Source organism: Kitasatospora sp. NPDC101183, from assembly GCF_044767945.1.
Lineage (GTDB): Bacteria > Actinomycetota > Actinomycetes > Streptomycetales > Streptomycetaceae > Kitasatospora.
In genome coordinates, this window is record NZ_JBIWOW010000005.1 from 124,887 (window position 1) to 141,740 (window position 16,854).

Here is a 16,854-nt window from a genome sequence, read left to right on the forward strand (position 1 = left end):
TCCCGGGCATGGCGCCAACCACCGAAGACGTCCTCGAACGACTCCGTCGCCCCCTGCCCGTGCGGGTCGTCACCGGGCCGACGCTCGTGGCGAACGCTGCGAAGGCCGCCACGGCGATGGATCGCAGGCGGAAGAAGGGCAAGGGAGGGACGACGCGGGACGACGTCGAGCAGGGCCGGCGCAAGCCTGGGCTCGCGCCGCTGGCGAGCGCAGACCGAGGTGAACTCGTGCTGACCCCCTGGGCGTTGCTCGGCGCCCTGGCCAGGGCCACGACGCTCGCCCGGCAGGCGCGAGGCCGAGGGCTCGCCGAGCAGTGGCAGGTCCTCAAGTACTGCCGGGCTCTGGACGCCGACGGCAGGGGGAGGCTGGCACTGACGACCAGCGGGCGCATCCCCGAGTTGTGGTACCGGCACATGCAGGCCCGGGAGTTGGGCCGGGCCTTCGGGCTCGCGGTGGCGGAGCGCGCCGTGCGGAACGCCTTCCCCGACCGTCTCGTGTCCGTCGTGGAGGCCGACGCGGTGCTGCTGGCCGGCTTCGCGCGCTCCGGCAAGCAGTCCGGCAACCGGCCGACCCTGGGCAAGCGGCCCAGACCGGACCACTTCATCGAGGCCTGGCGGCCGGGCGAACCCTCCGTGCTGTTCGCCGTGACGGTCAACGGCAGTCACCAGATAGCCACTTCGCGCACCAGCGCGGCCGACCGTACGGCCTTCGGCCAACTGGCCCGGGGCGCCGAGCGGGCCGAACACTTCCAGCTCGGCCGGTGGAACAACACGCCGTGCCTCCTGATGTCGACCGAGCTGCTCGCGACCGGCGGCATCACGGTCAACGCCCTGAGGGCGTCGGGGGCGGGGCTCCTGCCGGTGAGGCCGGACGCCGGACCGGGGAGCGCCGACGGCGAGGTGCGCCGGAGGAACCCTCCGTACAGCGGTTCGGTGCGGGTGCCGGCCTCAGGGGACCGGTCGGCGCGCGTCCAGGACGGCTTCTTCATCCCCCGGGCAGATGCCGCCTGGTTCGGGCGGGTCGTCGCCAGGACGGCGGCCGCGGGTCAGCTCGCGTTCGCGGGCGCGGGTAAGGAGATCGCACCGTACCTGACGGACGACCAGGGCAGGAGGCTCTACGAGGACGAGCCCTTTGCCGGTTCGGCCAGCGTCCGGGACGCCCGGCACACCTTCGGGCCCGCGGGGTTCGTGGGGACGGACCAGGTCTTCCGGCTCCTGGGGAACCGGGTCGAGGCGTTCTCCGGCGTGGCCGAGGACCTCTTCGACCTGCTGAAGGTCGGTGAGCTGGAGAAGTACCGCCGACAGGCCTACGCGCGGCGGTCCGATTGGCCGACCGGCACGACGGCCGACCGCTGGGACGTGGTGTCGTTCGCGGACGACGGCACGGTCCTCGCCCTCCGGGAGGTGGCGAAGGACGAGGAGTAGGCGCTACCAGCCGAGGAGGTGGGTGCGGTGGGGGAGGGAGGTGAGGATGGCGTCGGCGGTGGCTTCGGGGGTGTCCGGGGGGTCGGTGGGGAGGGTGATGTAGTGGAGGGCGGCGCCGGTGGTGCGGCTCTCGCGGCGGAAGGTGTCGAGGGTGGGCGGGGTGGCCGGGGACTCGACGACGACCTGGTAGCCGCCGGTGGCGTAGGCGAAGGCGGCCTGGGCGGTGGCGGCGAGGGCGGTGGTGTTCTGGCGGTCGGCCTCGGGCTGCTCCGGGGGGAGGTTGCCGTTGCGGATCGCGCGCAGGAAGTCGTCCGTCCGCAGGTGGACGCTCGGGTGCAGCCGGGCCGCGAGGAGTGCGGCGACCTGGCCGGCACCGGCGCCGGAGGGGTCGACGAGGACGAGGACGCCCCCCGCGCCCCGACCGCCCCCGAGATCCGGCCCACCTACGGTCGTACGGTTCACAGCTGCTGATCCCTTCGAGGGCCGGGGGCAGGGGGCGGGGAGGCGGGCCGGCGGCCGGGCCGTCCGGATACGGACAGCCGACCGCCTCGTCCCTACGACTGATGCGTTCGGGGATCAACCTAGTCCACTCGGGTGGCCGGAGTCCTCCCCTCCCCATCGGTGCGGAGCACGATCGGGTTGGTGAGCGCGGCCATCGGTCCCCAGGGGAGGTCGGGCCCCATCGAGTTGCCCTTGCCCGGCGTGCCGTCCGCCCGGGGGTGGCGCACCTCGGCGCGGACGTACGCGGCGAGGGAGGCGGTGGTGCGCCACACGACGGTGCCGGAGCCGTCCGCGCCCAGGGGCTCCTGGTGCATCTGGCCCTCGTCGGTGATCAGCCGCACGGTGCCGCCGGGCACCCCGGAGACGACGAGGCGCACGTCCACCGGCGCGTCGGCCGGGACGGCCAGCTCCTCGCCGATGCCCGCGCTGCGACCGTGCCCGGCGGCGGTGAGCTCCAGGCGGACGGCGGCGGACTCGGCGAGCCAGCTGCGCCCGGCGCGCAGCCCGTCGAGGACCGCGTCCCGGGTGAGGTCCTCGGCGAGGACGACGTTGTGCGGCGAGCCGATGACCTGCGGGGCGCTGTGGGCGTCGCTGTTGCCCATGGCGGGCGTCCAGGAGCGGCCGTGGCGCAGGGCGACGGCGAGCTGGGAGTCCCAGGTGTCGACGGCGGACTCGTCGTCGTACGTCCAGGGGCCGTTCCAGACCTCGACGGCGTCGGCCTGCTCGTAGCCGAACTTCCACTGGCAGGCGACGTACGGGCAGTACGGGTGCGCGGGCACCACCAGGCCGCCGGAGCGGTGGACCTGGCGGACGAAGCGCGGGTACTCCTCGTCGCGCGAGCGGTAGCGCCAGTCGACGAACTCGCCGGGCTCCAGGCCGAGGGCGAGCCAGTGGCCGTTGCGGGTGGTGATCTCCTCGCCGGGGACGATCAGCAGGTCGGGGCCGGCCAGCGGGCCCCAGGCGGCGTGGGAGGAGCTGGTGTTGTGGTCGGTGGAGACGATGAAGTCCAGCCCGGCCGCGCGGGCGCCGGCCGCGACCTCCTCGGGGAGGCGCCGCCCGTCGGAGTGCACGGTGTGCAGGTGGCAGTCCCCCCGGTACCAGGCACGGCCTCGGCCGCGGGCGCGCTCCGGCGGGTAGTGCGGGGCGAACTCGGGCCCGGGCTCGCCGAAGCGGAGGGTGACCTCGACGTGGTAGTCCAGGCCCTGCGGGGCGACCTGGTACGGGCCGAGGACGATGTGCCAGGTGCCGGGGTTGATCGGGCCCGGGAGGTAGCCGGGGGTGGCGGCGCCCCGGGAGAGGCTGAACTCCGTGCGGAAGCCGCCGGACCAGCCGCGGAAGCCGTCGCCGCCCAGGTCGGTGCCGCGCTCGTCGAAGATGCCGATGTCGCAGGAGTTGCCGGGTGTGCCGGACGGGACGGGGGGCTTGTCGTAGCCGTAGGTGACGGCGATCTCCCGTACGCCCTCGGGGACTTCGACGGGGAGGTGGACGAAGTCGGGGCAGCCGGTGGGGAGATGGCCGGTGAGGGGGAGGGTGACGGTGGAGCCGGCGGGGTGGGGGGAGGCGGCGGCGGCCGGGGTGGCGGTGGCGGCGGTCGCCAGGGACAGGGCGGTGGCGGCTCCGGTGGCGAGGGTGCTGCGGAGGAGCGTACGGCGGGTGGGGTCCGTGGGAACCGTGGGATCAGTGGGGTCGGGCATCGGGGTCTCCGGTCGGCCGGGGGCGGGCGGGTCGTCCGTGCGCCTACCCCGGCGGGTGAACCTGCGGTGAGGCCGGGGTCACCGGGGTGGGGCGGGGCCGTGAAGGGGGCGGGGAGGGGCGGGAAGGGGCCGGTGGAGTTGCGGGGCGTGACGGATCATCGGTTCATAGGGGAGGGGAACGGGTGAGCGACCGAGAGGTGGAGACGTGGAGGCGGGTGTGGCGCTGAGTCGGCGGGTGCTGCTGGCGGCGATGGCCGGGGGTGCGCTGGCGGGGTGCCAGGGGGCGGCGAAGCCGGCGGCGCCGGTGGCGGTCCCGTCGGCCACGCCTACGCCGACCCCCGCCGTGACTCCCACGCCGACGGAGACGCCCACCGCGACCCCCACTCCCGGTCAGCCCCCGCACCGCGAGCCCACCCGCGCCGAGGTGGTGCAGCGCTACGCCGCCACCGCCCCCACCGAGTGGGGCCTGGAGGTCACCGGGGTGCTCACCGAGCTACCCGAGGGCGAACGGGCGACGGCCCTCACCTTCGACGCCTGCGGAGGCTCCGGCGGCAACGGCTACGACGCCGACCTGATCGACTTCCTGCGCGCCCACGCCGTCCCCGCCACGCTCTTCCTCAACGCCCGGTGGATCGACGCCAACCCCGACACCTTCGAACAGCTCGCCGCCGACCCGCTGTTCGAGATCGGCAACCACGGCACCGTCCACCGCCCCCTGTCCGTGACCGGCCGCTCCGCGTACGGCATCGCGGGCACGGACGACGTGGGCGAGGTGTACGACGAGGTCGCGGGCAACGCGCAGAAGCTCGCCGGGCTGCTCGGCCGCCCGCCCCGGTTCTTCCGCTCCGGCACCGCGCACTACGACGACGTGGCCGCCCGGATCGTCGCCGACCTGGGCGAACGCGTCGCCGGCTTCACCGTGAACGGGGACGGCGGCGCGACGCTGAGCGCCGCCGAGGTGCGGCGGGAGGTGGCGGGGGCCGGGCCGGGCGCGATCGTCATCGGCCACATGAACCACCCGGGCGGCGGCACCGCCCCCGGGGTGGCGGCGGCGGTGCCGGGGATGCTGGCGGCGGGGCGGCGGTTCGTCAGGTTGTCGGACGTTCTGTAGGCGGGGTTCAGGCGGGGTTCAGGCGAGCCGCAGGCCGCCCGGGTGCTCGTCCTCGATGATCCGCACCAGCCAGTCGAAGACCGTCGGCCCCTTGCCCGCCCGGGCGTCCGCCAGCTCGGCGGCGATGCGCGGGCGGTTGGTCGGGTGGGCGTGGGCGAGGCGCTGCTCCAGACGGCGCACCGTCTCGGGGTAGCCGAGCTTGCGGCGCGACACCTCGTGGTCGCGCCACTCGATGAGGTAGTCGCCGTCCTCGGGGGTGCCGTAGCCGCCGCGCAGGCAGTCGGCGAAGGCGTCGAGGTTGCGGCCGAAGTAGCCGTCCTCGCCGATCTCCCTGCCCACCGCGTCCCAGAAGTCGTCGAGCGAGGCGATCCGATTGCCGTCGATCACATAAGTCACCGTCACGGGTTCGAGGATATGCCGGGGGCACCCTCCGAGGGCACGGGCAGGACGGCGATCGCGGTGGCGAGCAGCCCGCCCCGGACGGTCCAGCGGCCGTCGAAGCGTGACAGCGGGCGGCCGTCGACCGTCGGGGCGGGGACGAGCACCCGCGCGGTGAAGGTGCCGTCGGCGGAGACGGTCAGCTCGGCCTCCGTGAACTCCAGGAAGCGCAGGGCCAGCGGGAACCACGCCTTGTAGACGGACTCCTTGGCGCTGAACAGCACCCGGTCCCAGGGCACCTGCGGGTGCGCGGCCCGCAGCGCGGCGATCCGCCGCTGCTCGGAGGGCAGGGCGACGACCTCCAGCACCCCCTCCGGCAGCGGCAGCGCGGGCTCGGCGTCGATCCCGATCGAGGTCAGCACCCCGGCCCGGGCCACGGCGGCGGCACGGAAGCCCTCGCAGTGGGTGAGGCTGCCGACGACGCCCGCCGGCCAGCTCGGCGTGCCGCGCAGACCGGGCACGAGCGGACGGTACGGGACGCCGAGACGGCCGAGTGCCAGCCGGGCGCAGTGGCGGACGCTGGTGAACTCCAGTTGGCGCTTCTCCACCGCCCGGGCGACCACGGCCGCCTCCTCGGGCTCCAGCCGCCCCTCCGGCGGATCGCCGTACGCGACCTCCGTGATGACGGCCTCCGGCAACAGCTCCCCGATCACGCGTCCCCCTCGCACCGGCCCCACGCGGCTCAGTGGTGTCGCCGCGACGTAGCCGACCCTACTGCGACGGGGCGAGCCGGGCGAAGCCGATTGGAGCGGCGGCGGGCGTTACGGCGGGAGCGGCGCTGGGCGGTTGGCGCGGCGGGGGGCGGCGTGGGGCGGGGCGGGGCGGGGCCCGCCAGGCTTCTGCCCGGGCAGGGCGCAGCCGTACATCCGGCCCGCAGTCCGGGCGCCGCCTCCCCGCTACTGCCCCAGCAGGCGGGCGAAGTCCAGCCCGAGGCCGCCCAGGACCGGCAGTGCGCCGAGGTCCGTGACGGCGCCGACCGGGATGCTGTAGCCCTGGTTGACCTCGCGGGGCGCGGCGGCGGCCGGGGCGGCGGTGGCGGCTGCGGCGGGGAGCAGGACGGCGCCGAGGAGCAGGGTGGCGAGGGCGGTGCGCATGGGGCGGGGCCTCCGGGGGCGAGAGGGGTGACGGCCTGTGAACCGCCCCGGGCGCGGAGGGGTCACGCGGGTTCGGCCGTACGGGGGTGTCGAAGTCGCCGCCGGAGGGCCCCAGTTCGCCCCCGGGGGACGCAAAGAACGGCCGTCGGCGGCTGGGAGGCGGCGGCTCGGGCCGTACCGGGTGGTGGGGCCACGGAGCCCGCCCGTACCCGGCGGGCACAACCGTTGTCCGCCCCCTCCGCTACCGTTCCTCCGTCAACGATCTTCAGGGAGGACGGCGCAATGGGTGCCAGCAGCTGGGACTACCTCGTCGAGTGCGACGGCGACGTCGGCGAGGCCGTTGAGGCCCTGCAGACGAGGCTGTTCCAGGAGGAGTTCGGCGACGGCTCCCGTTACGCGAGCCTGGAGGAGCTGCACGAGGACGAGGAGTTCCTGGGCGAGGAGGGCACCCACTCGATCCTCGACATCGTCACCGTCCTCGACCGGGACTTCCCGCCCAAGGCGTCCAACCCGGCCGACCACCTCACCCTGCGTCCCCTGGCCCGGGACCGGGCGGCGCACCACTTCGGCAGTGGCCGCCCCACCGTCGAGCAGTACGAGCGCCTCGCCGCCGCCTCCCGGGCGGCCCGGAGCGACGAGGAGCGCGAGCAGTGCCTCTTCGCCGAGTGCCGGGTGCGGTGGACGGGCCTGTACGTGCTCCTCCACACCGGCGTCTTCCCGACGCACCTGGGCATCTTCGGCGTCACCGGGGACTGAGGGGCGGCCTCACCACACCAGCGTCATCCCGTCGCCCCCGTCCCCCAGTGCCGGCGGCAGCGCCTGCTCCGCCGTGAAGTGCAGCCGCCCCGACATCCGCAGGGCCACCGCGTCCCCCAGTACCAGCCGGTCGTCCACGCCGAAGGCGACGCGCTCGCCGGGCTCGACCCGCCGGGCGACGCCCGAGTCGCGGACGACGACCGTCCCGTTGCCCGAGCCGAGGTCCACCGCGTAGGCCTGCGGGGTGCCGCCCGCCGTCTGCTCCAGCGAGAGCAGCAGGTGCGCCCGGCTCACCCGCTTGACCGCGAGCGGCGCCGCCAGCTCCTCCGCCGCCAGGTTGAACCCGTGCCGCAGCGCGCCGCGCCCCAGCTGTACGGCGTCGCCGAGACTGACGGGGAAGCGCAGGAACTCGCCCGCCGACAGGCCGCCGGGCAGGTCGGGGGCGGTGGCGTCGGAGAGGACGAAGCTGCGGGTGACGCCGCGCGGGCCGAGCGCCTCCAGCAGGGAGCCGCAGGTGCACACGGCGCGGCCCCCGGAGCTGACGGTGGGCCAGCCCAGCATGCCGTCGGGCCAGCGCAGCGCGGTCTCGCAGCCGAGCGCCGTGCAGCGCCAGTGGCGGCGCAGGATGTGCCGGTGGTCGCGGCTCTCCGGGTCGAGCAGGCGCAGGTACTTGAGGTCCTTGATCTGGATGGCCTTGGAGACGCGGTGCGCGGGCAGCGGCACGATGGCGCTGGGGCGCAGCCGTACCCGGTCGTCGGGGCCGGTGGTCCAGGCGAGCATCCGCTCGGGCTGCTGCTCGATCCAGGGTTCGGCGCGGCGCAGGTCGGTGAAGAGGTCGGAGCTGATGACGTGCCGGTCGCGCTCCCGGGCCAGGCGCAGGAACACCGGGTCGGCGTAGGGCACGAACCGGACTTCGGCGAAGCCCTCCGCCTCCGGGTCCTGGCGCAGCTGTTGCAGCCGGGCGCGGTCCTGCGGGAGGAGGCTGCGCAGCAGGGAGTTGTCCCCGACGAGCTCCACCGGGGCGCCGGAGCCGTACTGCTCGCGCCAGGCGTCGCGGACGGGGAACAGCCGGTCGAGCAGCGGGAACTTGCGTCCGACGGGCGGCAGTTCCTTGGACCAGCAGACGTTGGAGACGTCGACGACCACTCCCGGGCCCTTGCGCGGCACGCTCTTCCCCCTCGACGGCTTCTCCTCTGGCGGGATGCTAACCGGCTGACAGGGTGGCTGGGGCCGGTCCCGGATCCTGCCACTGTGACGGTGGTCGGGCCCGTGCGGGCGCGGGTAGCGTCCGGGCAGGTCAGCGAGGGTGCGGGAGGTTCGCGGTGGCGGTCAACGCGGTCGATGCGGTCAACGGCGAGGTGTCGTTCTGGTACGCGGCGGGCGGGGTGCCCGAGCCCGGCCCCGCGCTGCCGGGGGACGCCGACGTGGACGTCTGCATCGTCGGCGGCGGGTACACCGGGCTCTGGACGGCCTACTACCTCAAGCGCGCCGACCCCTCCCTGCGGATCGCCCTGCTGGAGCAGCGGTTCTGCGGCTACGGTGCCTCGGGACGCAACGGCGGCTGGCTGTACAACGGCTTCGCCGGGCGCTCCGCCTTCGCGAAGCGGTACGGCCGGGACGGTGCCGTGGCGATGCAGCGGGCGATGGACGCGGCGGTGGACGAGGTGATCTGCATCGCGGAGGCGGAGCGGATCGAGGCGGACATCGTACGCGGCGGGGTGCTCGAAGTCGCCCGCAACCGGCCGCAGTTGGAGCGGCTGCGCGCGTACGCGGAGGCCGAGCGGGAGTACGGCGAGGGGCGGGTGCACCTGCTGGGCGAGCGCGAGGCGCGGGAGCGGATCGACGTGGCCGGGGCGCTCGGCGGCACGTGGTCCCCGCACGGCGCGCGCGTCCAACCGGCCGAGCTGGTACGGGGTCTGGCGCGGGTGGTGCGCCAACTCGGAGTCGCCGTGCACGAGTCGACGCCCGTCACCGCGATCCTGCCCGGGAGCGGGCACACCGGGCCGCGCGCCGTCACCCCGTACGGGACGGTCACCGCCGACCACGTGCTCCGCGCCACCGAGGGGTTCACCGCCGGGCTGCGCGGCGAGAAGCGGACGTGGCTGCCGATGAACTCCGCGATGATCGCCACCGAGCCGCTGCCCGCCGCCTTCTGGGAGGCCGCCGGCTGGCGGGGCCGCGAGGTGCTCGGGGACTTCGCCCACGCCTACATGTACGCCCAGCGGACGGCGGACGACCGGATCGCCCTCGGGGGCCGGGGCGTGCCGTACCGCTTCGGCTCGCGCACGGACGCCGACGGCGGGACCCAGGCGGAGACCGTCCGGCAGCTGCGGGCGATCCTCGACCGGTTCTTCCCCGCCGCCGCCTCCGCCCGGATCGACCACGCCTGGGCGGGCGTGCTCGGCGTGCCCCGGGACTGGTGCTCCACCGTGGAGCTGGACCGGCGCAGCGGGCTCGGCTGGGCGGGAGGCTACGTCGGCAGCGGGGTGACGACCGCCAACCTGGCCGGGCGCACCCTCACCGACCTCGTCCTCGGCCGCGAGACCCGGCTGACGGCGCTGCCCTGGGTCGGCCACACCGTGCGCCGCTGGGAGCCGGAGCCGCTGCGCTGGCTCGGGGTGCACGCGATGTACGCCGCGTACCACGCCGCCGACCGTCAGGAGGCGTCCGGTCGGGCGACGACCTCGCCGATCGCCCGGGTGGCGGACGTGGTGTCAGGGCGGTAGGGCGAGGACGGCCCCGGGGCGGCACGGTAGGGGTGTGCCCCGACTCCGCCGCCTCCCGGCCGCCCTGCTCCTCCTCTGCCTGGGCGTCCCCGCCGCCCCTGTCGTCCCTGTCGTCCCTGCCACCCCTGCCGCCGCGAAGTCGCCCGGCTGGCAGGTGGTGGTGGTCGACCAGGGCTCGCGCAGCGCCCAGGTGCTCCAGAGCGCCGAGGAGCTGATGGCCTACCAGGGCCCCGACCGCCTGCCCGTGGTGTGGAGCTGGAGCGCCGACCGGGCGCCCGAGCTGGCCGACCTGCACCCCGAGCGCAGCTGGACCAACCCGTCCGAGGCGAAGAGCCGTGTCCGGGGAGGCCGCCGGTACCTGGTGACCACCGCCTCCGGCGGGCTGGCCGCCGTCGTCGACACCCTCACCGGCCGCGCCCGCTGGGCGGCCGACCTCGGCGGCGCCGCCAACCCGCACAGCATCGAGCTGCTCCCGGACGGGAACGCCGCCGTCGCGGCGAGCACCGGCGGCTGGGTCCGGGTGTACGCCGCCTCGCAGGGCCCGCGCGCCGCCGCGTACGCCGAGTACCGGCTGCCGGGCGCGCACGGGGTGCTCCGGGACGGCCGGACGGGCCTGCTCTGGGCGGTCGGCGACGGGGCCCTGACGGCGCTGCGCGTCGGCGGCACCCCGGCGGCGCCCGTGCTCACCGCCGTCCGCAGCACGCCCCTGCCCGACGGCGGCGGGCACGACCTGGCACCCGTCCTCGGCGCCCCCGGACTGTTCTGGGTCGTCACGCTGCGGCACCTCTACCGGTACGACCCGGGCGACGACCGCTTCACGCCCGTGCGGCCGGCCGGGCCCGGCTCGGACCGGGACCTCAAGAGCGTCGGCGACGAGCCCTTCACCGGCCGGCTGCTCACCGTCGCCCCCGAGCACACCGGCCCCTGCGACTGGTGCACCTCGGTGATCACCCTTCACCGGCCCGAGGGCACCCGGGTGCTGCGGGGCACGCACCTGTACAAGGCCCGGTGGTGGAGCCTCCGATAGCAGATCGGTGACGCTCGGTAGTCGGTTTTCGCCTCCGAGTCGGCCGTACCACTCGGATCGCCGAAGGCATTCGGCTGATGGGGCATATTGTGTACCCCGGCAAACTACTCCAATGGAAGTCAGTTTCCGGTTGACCTCCGGAAACCATCTGCCGACTCGCGCCGACTGGGATAGCGTCGAAGCCGTCGGGGGGCCGACATCGATCCGGTGCTGATCCGGTGCTGATCCGATGCACGAGAACACCAGTCGCTGGCCGTGAAAGGCCGGAATACGCCATGGAGAAAAACATGACGACGATGCGGAATCCGCAGAACGCGTCCGGCGCGCCGCAGCCCGGGAATTCGGAAGGCCATTCCGAGGCCGTTTCCGGGGTCGTTTCCGGGGCTGTTTCCGGGATCGCCCCCACGCCGGAATGCGCGCCGGAGAAGAAGTCCGAGAAGGTCGACGACCTCCAGCTCGCCGTCGACTCCCTCGCCGCGTTCCCCGCCCGCGGGGCGGACGGCGGCGCCGACGTCAACGAGCGGCTCGCGGCCGTCGCCGAGCTGTGCCGCTCGGTGGACGCCGTCCTCGACAGCCTGGTCGTCCAGGCCGCCGCCGAGGCCGCCGAGGAAGGCTGGACGGCGGCCCGTATGGCAGCCGAACACTCCGGCTACTACGCCCGGTTGCAGCGCGCGCTGCTCCCCGCGGGCGGCGGCACCGGCGCCGGGCTGACGGAGCAGTGAGCGCGGCGAGCCCGGTCGGGCACGTGCTGTCCTGCCCCACCCGGTGGAGCGACGTCGACGAGAACGGGCACATCAACAACGCCCGGCTGGTCGGCTACATCCAGGAGGGGATTTACGACCTGTTCTGCCACCACGCGACCGCCGTCCGGGAATCCCTGTTCCCGTCCGGATTCATCATCGCGCGGCACGAGATCGATTATCTGGAGCAGTTGCACCACCGGCCCGAGCCGCTCTCCGTGTGGTTGACCGTCGAACGTCTCGGGCGGAGTTCCGCGCACGTCGAGGTGAATGTCTGCCGGGCGCGCCTCACATTCATGAGGGCGCGGACGGTCGTGGTCGCACGGGACCGGGAATCCGGGCGCTCGCGCAATCTCAGCCAGAACGAGCGGCTTTTCCTGGGCGGGTTTATGTCCGAGGCGGCGCGGACGGCGTCGCTCGCCTCCCTCACGACCCCGGCGCCGCGGCAGCCCGTGGACGGTGGCAGAGCGTCATCGCCGGCCGGTCCGCGCCGACTCTGCCGCACCACGGCCGGCTGAACCCCCGGCCTCCCGTGCCCCGCACCGGCGGCGCGATCGACAACGGCGTCGATCCGCCCGCCCGGTCCAGCGCCCCGCCGGCCCACCCGGGCGGCGGTACGCGGCGGTAGGCTGAGCAGGTCGGGCGCCGGAACGTCCCGTCGGTACGTCCCACCGGTCGCCCGCGCCGACCGGAAGGAGGACGTGATGACCATCTCCCGGGAGGACTTCCTCGCCCGCGTCGTCGAACGCGGGGAGTACCGGGGCCAGGCCGAGGCCGACCACGCCGCCCGCGTCGTGCTCGCACTCCTCGGCGAACACCTCGTCGGCGCCGAGCGCACCGAACTCGCGGCCGCCCTCCCCGAGACCTACGCGAGCCTCCTGCGCGACGCCCACCCCGCCGCCGAACCCCTCACCGCCGCCCGCTTCGTCGAGGCCGTCGTCGGCTGGATCGACGGCGCGACGACGGCCACGGCCCAGTGGGACATCGGCGCCGTGCTCAGCACTGTCGGGGACCTCGCCCCGGCGGAGCTGCTGGACAGAGTGGTCGAGCAACTCCCGGACGGCTACGACCTGTTGTTCGGCCACCCGCTCCCGGCGTGAGGGGTAGGTCGGGTCCGGGCCTGTCGGAGGTCGGGACTAGCGTTCGTCCGTGTGAACACCATTGATCCTGACTCCTGGGCCTGGTCCGACCGAATCTCGCGCGAACTGGCTTCGCGGTTCCTCGACGCCGGTCGCCGGGAGGAGCTGAAGTCCTGGGCCGAGTGCGGCGAGTGGTTCTGTGCACAGGAGTGCGCGCGGCTGCTCGTGGCCGAGGAACGGGTACCGGAGGCACTGGAGGTCCTCGCCCCGTACCTGGCGAGAGGCAACCAGTCGGCTGTCGAGGCCGTGGCGGAGGTGCTGGAGGCCGGCGGCCGGGCCGAGGAGGCGATCGCGCTGGTACGGCGGCACGCGAAGAGTGGGGACCGGCTGACGCTGGCGCCCCTCGCGCGCCTGCTCGCCCGGCACGGGCGGGGCGACGAGGCGTTGGCACTGCTGCGCCCGCGCATCACGGACTACGTCCTCGCCGAACCCTTCGTCGACATCGCCTGGACCACGGGCCGCGAGGAGGAAGCGGTCGAGCTGCTGGTGCGTCAGATCGAGATCGCCCCGCGGACGGGCTGCTGTGGTCTGTCCTGCGAGCACCACAGCCCCGAGCCGTTCAATGCCATCAGCCTGCTCGCGACGATCCGCGAGCGGCAGGGGCGAGTCGAGGAGGCGATTGCTCTGTTGCACACCCGGGACTGCGCTTCCGTCAACGGCCGTGACCAGTTGGCCGACCTGCTGGCCCGGCTCGGCCGGATCGAGGAACTGCGTGACTACGCGGTCTCCGGCTACCGCGAGGAGGCCGTGCAGTGCCTGGTGGAGTTGCTGGAGGAGCGCGGTGACGTCGAGGGGCTGGTGGCCTTCTCCCGGGGGACCGAGGAAGGGTCCTACGCCCGTGACCTGGCGGCGGCCCACCTTGCCGCGCTGCTCGCGCGGCAGGGGCGGCACGGCGAGGCGATCGAGATCCTGCGCGCGGCGGCCGATGCCCCGGACGGCGCGGCGAAGTGGATCGTCGCCCAGCTGTGCCGCCTGTACGGCCATCAGGGGCGCCTGGAGGAGGGGTTGGTTCTACTCGACACCGTCAGGTCGAGCTGGGAGGACGCGGAGGAAGAGATCTTCTGGTACCGGCTCGAATTGCTGGCCGCCTGCGGCCGGATCGATGACGCCGTCGAGGAGGTCCGGCGCCACCCTGAGGCCGACCGCCGCTACGCGGTCACGAGGCTCGCCCTGCTGCTGGCAGAGGCGGGACGGACGGAGCAGGCCGTTGCCGTGCTCGAACAGGGCGCTCCCGACCTGCTCGGCTGGCGGGCCGGTTACCTCCTCGACCTCGGCCGGATCGAGGAGGCCGTGGCCGTTTTCGGGTAGACCTCTTTCTGTCCTGGCTCAGGCGAGCGAGAACAGGGCCACGTACTCGGCGAAGGGCGGGATGCCGACCTCGGCGCGGCGCTCGTCCATCCGTTCGGGCTCCTTGCAGGGCCAGGGGACGGGCGAGCCGTCGTTCACGCCGGCGATCTGGGTGCCGTAGATCTGCTTCCGGCCCTCGTTCACCAGGGTGCGGTCGGGGGCCGCCTCCCCAGCGCGGGGGAGGGCGATGCGCCGTGCGGCCGATGTGAACTGCCGGAAGACCGAGGGATCTTGGAGACCGAAAGTAGTTTCGGCGCGGAGGTCACGGTGGCGGTAGCGGTGGATTCGACGGTGAGTGGTGGGCCCGTCCCGGCCCCCTGGCGGCGGAGGTGGCCCGCCTGGGCGCCCCGGGCCGCCGCGCTCTGGGCCGGGGTGTACGCGGCCGTCCAGCTCGGGTGGGCGGTGACCGGCACCACCGTGCCGCTGACGGGGCACAGCGTGTACCCGCCGGCGCTCCTGGCGGTGCTGGCGGCCCTGGCGCTGGCGGGCGGCGGTGCGTGCCTGGCCACGACGCGACCCCTGGGCGAGTGGGCCCGCAGGGTGGTGGGGGTGGTGCTGGTCGTCGTGATCGCGATGCTCGTCTGGGGAACGACCGGCCTGCCGGTCTACTTCGTGACGGTGACCACGGGCGGGGGCATCGAGAGCGCCACCGGGCTGGCCCAGGTGCTGCTCGACACGGCCGGGGCCGCGCTGCTCGTCATGGCGCGGATGGCCCACCGTCGCCGACTGCGCGGCGTCTGCACGCGCTGCGGGCAGGCGCACGGCGGCCGCGAGGACGGGCCGCTCGCGCACCCGGCTCCGGCTCGCGCCCCGAGGAGGGTGCGGTGGACGGCGTGCCTGTTCATGGGCGGGCTGCTGCCGTGGGCGGGGTGCAAGACGATCTGGACGCTCAGCGGCAACGCGATCGGCGTCGCGGGCAGGGACTGGCAGGCCGTGGTGGAGAGCCGTGCGTCGGGCCCGGCGAAGGCGTTGGCCGAGGTGGGGGTCGACGTGACGGTGTTCGCGGCGGGGTTCGGGATCTTCCTGCTGCTGGGGCTGCTGTACGTGTGGGGGCAGGTGTTCCCGCGCTGGACGCTGTTCCTGGCGGGGCGCCGGGTGCCGAGGCTGCTGCCGCTGGTGCCGGCGTGGCTGACGGGCGTTCCGCTGATGATGTACGGGTACGCGCTGATCGTGCTGGCGCCGCTCGTGGGGCTCGGGAGGTTCGGCGGGTTCAAGCCCTCGCCGCCGTTCACGACGGCTTCGGGGCTCGGGTGGATGGCGGAGTTCGGCGGCCTGGCGTTCGCGGGGCTGGGGACCGGGCTGGTGGTGGCGGCGCGGTCCTACGCGGCGCGGACGAAGCCGGTGTGTGCGGTGGTGGCGGCGTAGGCCCGGTCGTGTGCAGTCGGCACTGCCGGGGGCCGCTGGGGAACAGGAGTGGCCGTGGCGCCCTCTCGGTGCGATCGTGTGGCGGCTCCGATCACCCACGCGTGATGGGCCCGAGGTACGTCCCGCCCGACACGTCGATCGTCTGCCCGGTCACCCACCGCCCCTGCGGCCCCACCAGGAACCCCACCACATCCGCCACGTCCTCCGGCGTGCCGATCCGGCCGAGCGCGGTGATCGACTCCAGCCCCGCCGCGGCCCCGGGGAGGCCGGTCCACTTGGCCGTCATATCGGTCGCCACCACCCCGGGCTCCACCGTGTTCACGGTGACTCCCCGCTGCCCCAACTCGTTGGCGAGCGAAGGCGCCAGCGCCCTCAGTGCGGCCTTGCTCGCGACGTACGCGATGTGGAGGTGGTTCGCCACCCGGGCCGCCGCCGAGCCGACGTTCACGATCCGCCCGCCGTCCCTCAGCAACGGCAGAGCTCGCTGGATCACGAACATCGGCGTGCTCAGATTGATCGTCAGCACCCGGTACAGCTCTTCCTCGCTGAGCTGCCCGATCGAGCTCTCCGAGTGCACACCGGCGTTGTTGACCACCACGTCCAGACCGTCCGAGCCGTGCGCCGCCAGCCCGGCGACGACCCCCTCGAACAGGGCCTCCACCGCGCCGCTCGCACCGAACGCGGCCCGCACGGCGAAGGCCCGTCCGCCCGCCTCGTCGATCAGCGCCACCGTCTCCTCGGCGGCCTTCGCGTTCCCCCCGAAGTGCACCGCCACCAGCGCCCCGTCGCGGGCCAGCCTGAGCGCGATCGCCCGGCCGATCCCACGCGAACCACCCGTCACCAGAGCCGACTTGCCGTCCAGTTCCCCCTTTGTCATGTCCCTCAGCCTAGGCCCTCGGGCCCCTCAGCGGACGACATCGAACACGTTCTTCTGGATGCCGTTCCCGTACACCTCGCTCTCCACGAGCCGGAGCTTCTGCGCGTCCTTGTCCGTGCTGCTGAACAGCCGCTCGCCGGCGCCGAGGAGCAGCGGGAAGACCAGCAGGTGGTACCGGTCGATCAGCCCGGCGTCCGACAGCGCGTGGTTGAGCGCCACGCTGCCGTGGACGATGATCGGGCCGCCCTCCGTCTCCTTCAGCGCCGCGACCTCGTCGAGCGAGCGCAGGATCGTGGTCGGCCCCCAGTCGTCGACGAGCGCGCCCTCGCCCAGCGTCGTGGAGACGACGTACTTCGGCAGCTCCTTGTAGTGCCCGAACTCGGCCATGCCGGGCCAGATCGGGCTGAACAGCTCGTAGCTTCGGCGGCCCATCAGCACGGCCGTCGACTCCTCCTGCTCGCTGCCCTTGAGCGCGTACGCCTCGGGGAGGAACTCGACGTCCTTGAACGTCCAACCGCCGTTGCGGTAGGCCGTCTGACCGCCCGGGTCCTCGACGACGCCGTCGAGGGAGATGAAGGCGGTGCTGATGAGGGTGCGCATGGTCGTTCCTCGGTG

The 16,854-nt window shown here is 74.1% G+C and carries 18 protein-coding genes and 1 pseudogene; 10 read left to right on the forward strand and 9 right to left on the reverse strand.

Features of this window, described 5'->3' with window-relative positions:
• The first annotated feature begins 8 nt into the window (after positions 1-8).
• The gene (locus ACIRRS_RS08155) at positions 9-1,424 is read left to right on the forward strand and encodes a hypothetical protein (protein ID WP_402966633.1); all 1,416 of its coding nucleotides are present in this window, start codon (positions 9-11) and stop codon (positions 1,422-1,424) included.
• A 3-nt stretch (positions 1,425-1,427) separates the two neighbouring features.
• Here the strand turns inward: ACIRRS_RS08155 and ACIRRS_RS08160 are convergent, their stop codons facing one another.
• Positions 1,428-1,886 carry a hypothetical protein gene (locus ACIRRS_RS08160; RefSeq protein ID WP_402966635.1) on the reverse strand — a complete coding sequence of 153 codons (459 nt, stop codon included), beginning with the start codon at positions 1,884-1,886 and terminating at the stop codon, positions 1,428-1,430.
• Between the two features lie 119 nt (positions 1,887-2,005).
• A complete protein-coding gene (locus ACIRRS_RS08165) occupies positions 2,006-3,619 on the reverse strand; it encodes a CehA/McbA family metallohydrolase (RefSeq protein ID WP_402966637.1) in 1,614 nt (537 codons plus the stop codon).
• 217 nt (positions 3,620-3,836) lie between these two features.
• Here ACIRRS_RS08165 and ACIRRS_RS08170 point away from each other — a divergent pair, with 217 nt between their 5' ends.
• Positions 3,837-4,730: a polysaccharide deacetylase family protein gene (locus tag ACIRRS_RS08170; RefSeq protein ID WP_402966639.1), complete on the forward strand. Its 894-nt coding sequence runs from the start codon at positions 3,837-3,839 to the stop codon at positions 4,728-4,730.
• A gap of 18 nt (positions 4,731-4,748) precedes the next feature.
• Here ACIRRS_RS08170 and ACIRRS_RS08175 read toward each other — a convergent pair whose 3' ends face one another.
• From ACIRRS_RS08175 to ACIRRS_RS08185, 3 genes are all read right to left on the reverse strand, one after another.
• Positions 4,749-5,132, reverse strand: a complete 384-nt coding sequence (locus tag ACIRRS_RS08175) for a barstar family protein (RefSeq protein WP_402966641.1) — start codon at positions 5,130-5,132, stop codon at positions 4,749-4,751.
• A complete protein-coding gene (locus ACIRRS_RS08180) occupies positions 5,129-5,821 on the reverse strand; it encodes a 4'-phosphopantetheinyl transferase (RefSeq protein ID WP_402966643.1) in 693 nt (230 codons plus the stop codon). The genes ACIRRS_RS08175 and ACIRRS_RS08180 overlap by 4 nt, the downstream gene beginning before the upstream one ends.
• Positions 5,822-6,064: 243 nt before the next feature.
• Complete coding sequence (locus tag ACIRRS_RS08185) at positions 6,065-6,262, reverse strand: hypothetical protein (protein ID WP_402966645.1); 198 nt, start codon at positions 6,260-6,262, stop codon at positions 6,065-6,067.
• A gap of 282 nt (positions 6,263-6,544) precedes the next feature.
• Here ACIRRS_RS08185 and ACIRRS_RS08190 point away from each other — a divergent pair, with 282 nt between their 5' ends.
• Positions 6,545-7,018, forward strand: a complete 474-nt coding sequence (locus ACIRRS_RS08190) for a hypothetical protein (RefSeq protein ID WP_402966647.1) — start codon at positions 6,545-6,547, stop codon at positions 7,016-7,018.
• Positions 7,019-7,027: 9 nt separating this feature from the next.
• On the opposite strand, the gene ACIRRS_RS08195 is transcribed toward ACIRRS_RS08190, so the two are convergent.
• Positions 7,028-8,185 (reverse strand): FHA domain-containing protein, encoded by a 1,158-nt coding sequence (locus ACIRRS_RS08195; protein WP_402966649.1) that lies wholly within the window; start codon positions 8,183-8,185, stop codon positions 7,028-7,030.
• Positions 8,186-8,340: 155 nt separating this feature from the next.
• On the opposite strand from ACIRRS_RS08195, the gene ACIRRS_RS08200 reads away from it, so the two are divergent.
• From ACIRRS_RS08200 to ACIRRS_RS08225, 6 genes are all read left to right on the forward strand, one after another.
• Positions 8,341-9,744, forward strand: coding sequence for an NAD(P)/FAD-dependent oxidoreductase (locus tag ACIRRS_RS08200; protein ID WP_402966651.1), 1,404 nt, complete (start codon positions 8,341-8,343; stop codon positions 9,742-9,744).
• 34 nt (positions 9,745-9,778) lie between these two features.
• Positions 9,779-10,771: a DUF6528 family protein gene (locus tag ACIRRS_RS08205; RefSeq protein WP_402966653.1), complete on the forward strand. Its 993-nt coding sequence runs from the start codon at positions 9,779-9,781 to the stop codon at positions 10,769-10,771.
• A gap of 287 nt (positions 10,772-11,058) precedes the next feature.
• Positions 11,059-11,493 (forward strand): hypothetical protein, encoded by a 435-nt coding sequence (locus tag ACIRRS_RS08210; protein WP_402966655.1) that lies wholly within the window; start codon positions 11,059-11,061, stop codon positions 11,491-11,493.
• Positions 11,490-12,029 carry an acyl-CoA thioesterase gene (locus ACIRRS_RS08215; protein WP_402966657.1) on the forward strand — a complete coding sequence of 180 codons (540 nt, stop codon included), beginning with the start codon at positions 11,490-11,492 and terminating at the stop codon, positions 12,027-12,029. The genes ACIRRS_RS08210 and ACIRRS_RS08215 overlap by 4 nt, the downstream gene beginning before the upstream one ends.
• A gap of 186 nt (positions 12,030-12,215) precedes the next feature.
• Entirely contained in the window at positions 12,216-12,611 is a 396-nt protein-coding gene (locus ACIRRS_RS08220; protein WP_402966659.1) for a DUF2267 domain-containing protein, read from the forward strand.
• 51 nt (positions 12,612-12,662) lie between these two features.
• Complete coding sequence (locus ACIRRS_RS08225; RefSeq protein ID WP_402966661.1) at positions 12,663-13,958, forward strand: tetratricopeptide repeat protein; 1,296 nt, start codon at positions 12,663-12,665, stop codon at positions 13,956-13,958.
• An 18-nt stretch (positions 13,959-13,976) separates the two neighbouring features.
• Here ACIRRS_RS08225 and ACIRRS_RS08230 read toward each other — a convergent pair.
• Positions 13,977-14,186 (reverse strand): annotated as a pseudogene (locus ACIRRS_RS08230) (DUF6624 domain-containing protein); the annotation flags it as partial.
• A 102-nt stretch (positions 14,187-14,288) separates the two neighbouring features.
• On the opposite strand from ACIRRS_RS08230, the gene ACIRRS_RS08235 reads away from it, so the two are divergent.
• Positions 14,289-15,362 carry a hypothetical protein gene (locus tag ACIRRS_RS08235; protein WP_402966663.1) on the forward strand — a complete coding sequence of 358 codons (1,074 nt, stop codon included), beginning with the start codon at positions 14,289-14,291 and terminating at the stop codon, positions 15,360-15,362.
• 91 nt (positions 15,363-15,453) lie between these two features.
• Here the strand turns inward: ACIRRS_RS08235 and ACIRRS_RS08240 are convergent, their stop codons facing one another.
• Positions 15,454-16,239, reverse strand: a complete 786-nt coding sequence (locus ACIRRS_RS08240) for an SDR family oxidoreductase (RefSeq protein WP_402966665.1) — start codon at positions 16,237-16,239, stop codon at positions 15,454-15,456.
• A 27-nt stretch (positions 16,240-16,266) separates the two neighbouring features.
• Positions 16,267-16,839, reverse strand: a complete 573-nt coding sequence (locus tag ACIRRS_RS08245) for a dihydrofolate reductase family protein (protein WP_402966667.1) — start codon at positions 16,837-16,839, stop codon at positions 16,267-16,269.
• Positions 16,840-16,854 lie beyond the last annotated feature (15 nt).

What these genes read in the sequence shown, in the direction of transcription:
- ACIRRS_RS08155 (WP_402966633.1), top strand. Translation starts at nt 9, where the DNA reads ATGGCGCCAACCACCGAAGACGTCCTCGAACGACTCCGTCGCCCCCTG.
- ACIRRS_RS08220 (WP_402966659.1), top strand. Translation starts at nt 12,216, where the DNA reads ATGACCATCTCCCGGGAGGACTTCCTCGCCCGCGTCGTCGAACGCGGG.
- ACIRRS_RS08210 (WP_402966655.1), top strand. Translation starts at nt 11,059, where the DNA reads ATGACGACGATGCGGAATCCGCAGAACGCGTCCGGCGCGCCGCAGCCC.
- ACIRRS_RS08185 (WP_402966645.1), bottom strand. Translation starts at nt 6,262, where the DNA reads ATGCGCACCGCCCTCGCCACCCTGCTCCTCGGCGCCGTCCTGCTCCCC.
- ACIRRS_RS08190 (WP_402966647.1), top strand. Translation starts at nt 6,545, where the DNA reads ATGGGTGCCAGCAGCTGGGACTACCTCGTCGAGTGCGACGGCGACGTC.
- ACIRRS_RS08165 (WP_402966637.1), bottom strand. Translation starts at nt 3,619, where the DNA reads ATGCCCGACCCCACTGATCCCACGGTTCCCACGGACCCCACCCGCCGT.
- ACIRRS_RS08240 (WP_402966665.1), bottom strand. Translation starts at nt 16,239, where the DNA reads ATGACAAAGGGGGAACTGGACGGCAAGTCGGCTCTGGTGACGGGTGGT.
- ACIRRS_RS08245 (WP_402966667.1), bottom strand. Translation starts at nt 16,839, where the DNA reads ATGCGCACCCTCATCAGCACCGCCTTCATCTCCCTCGACGGCGTCGTC.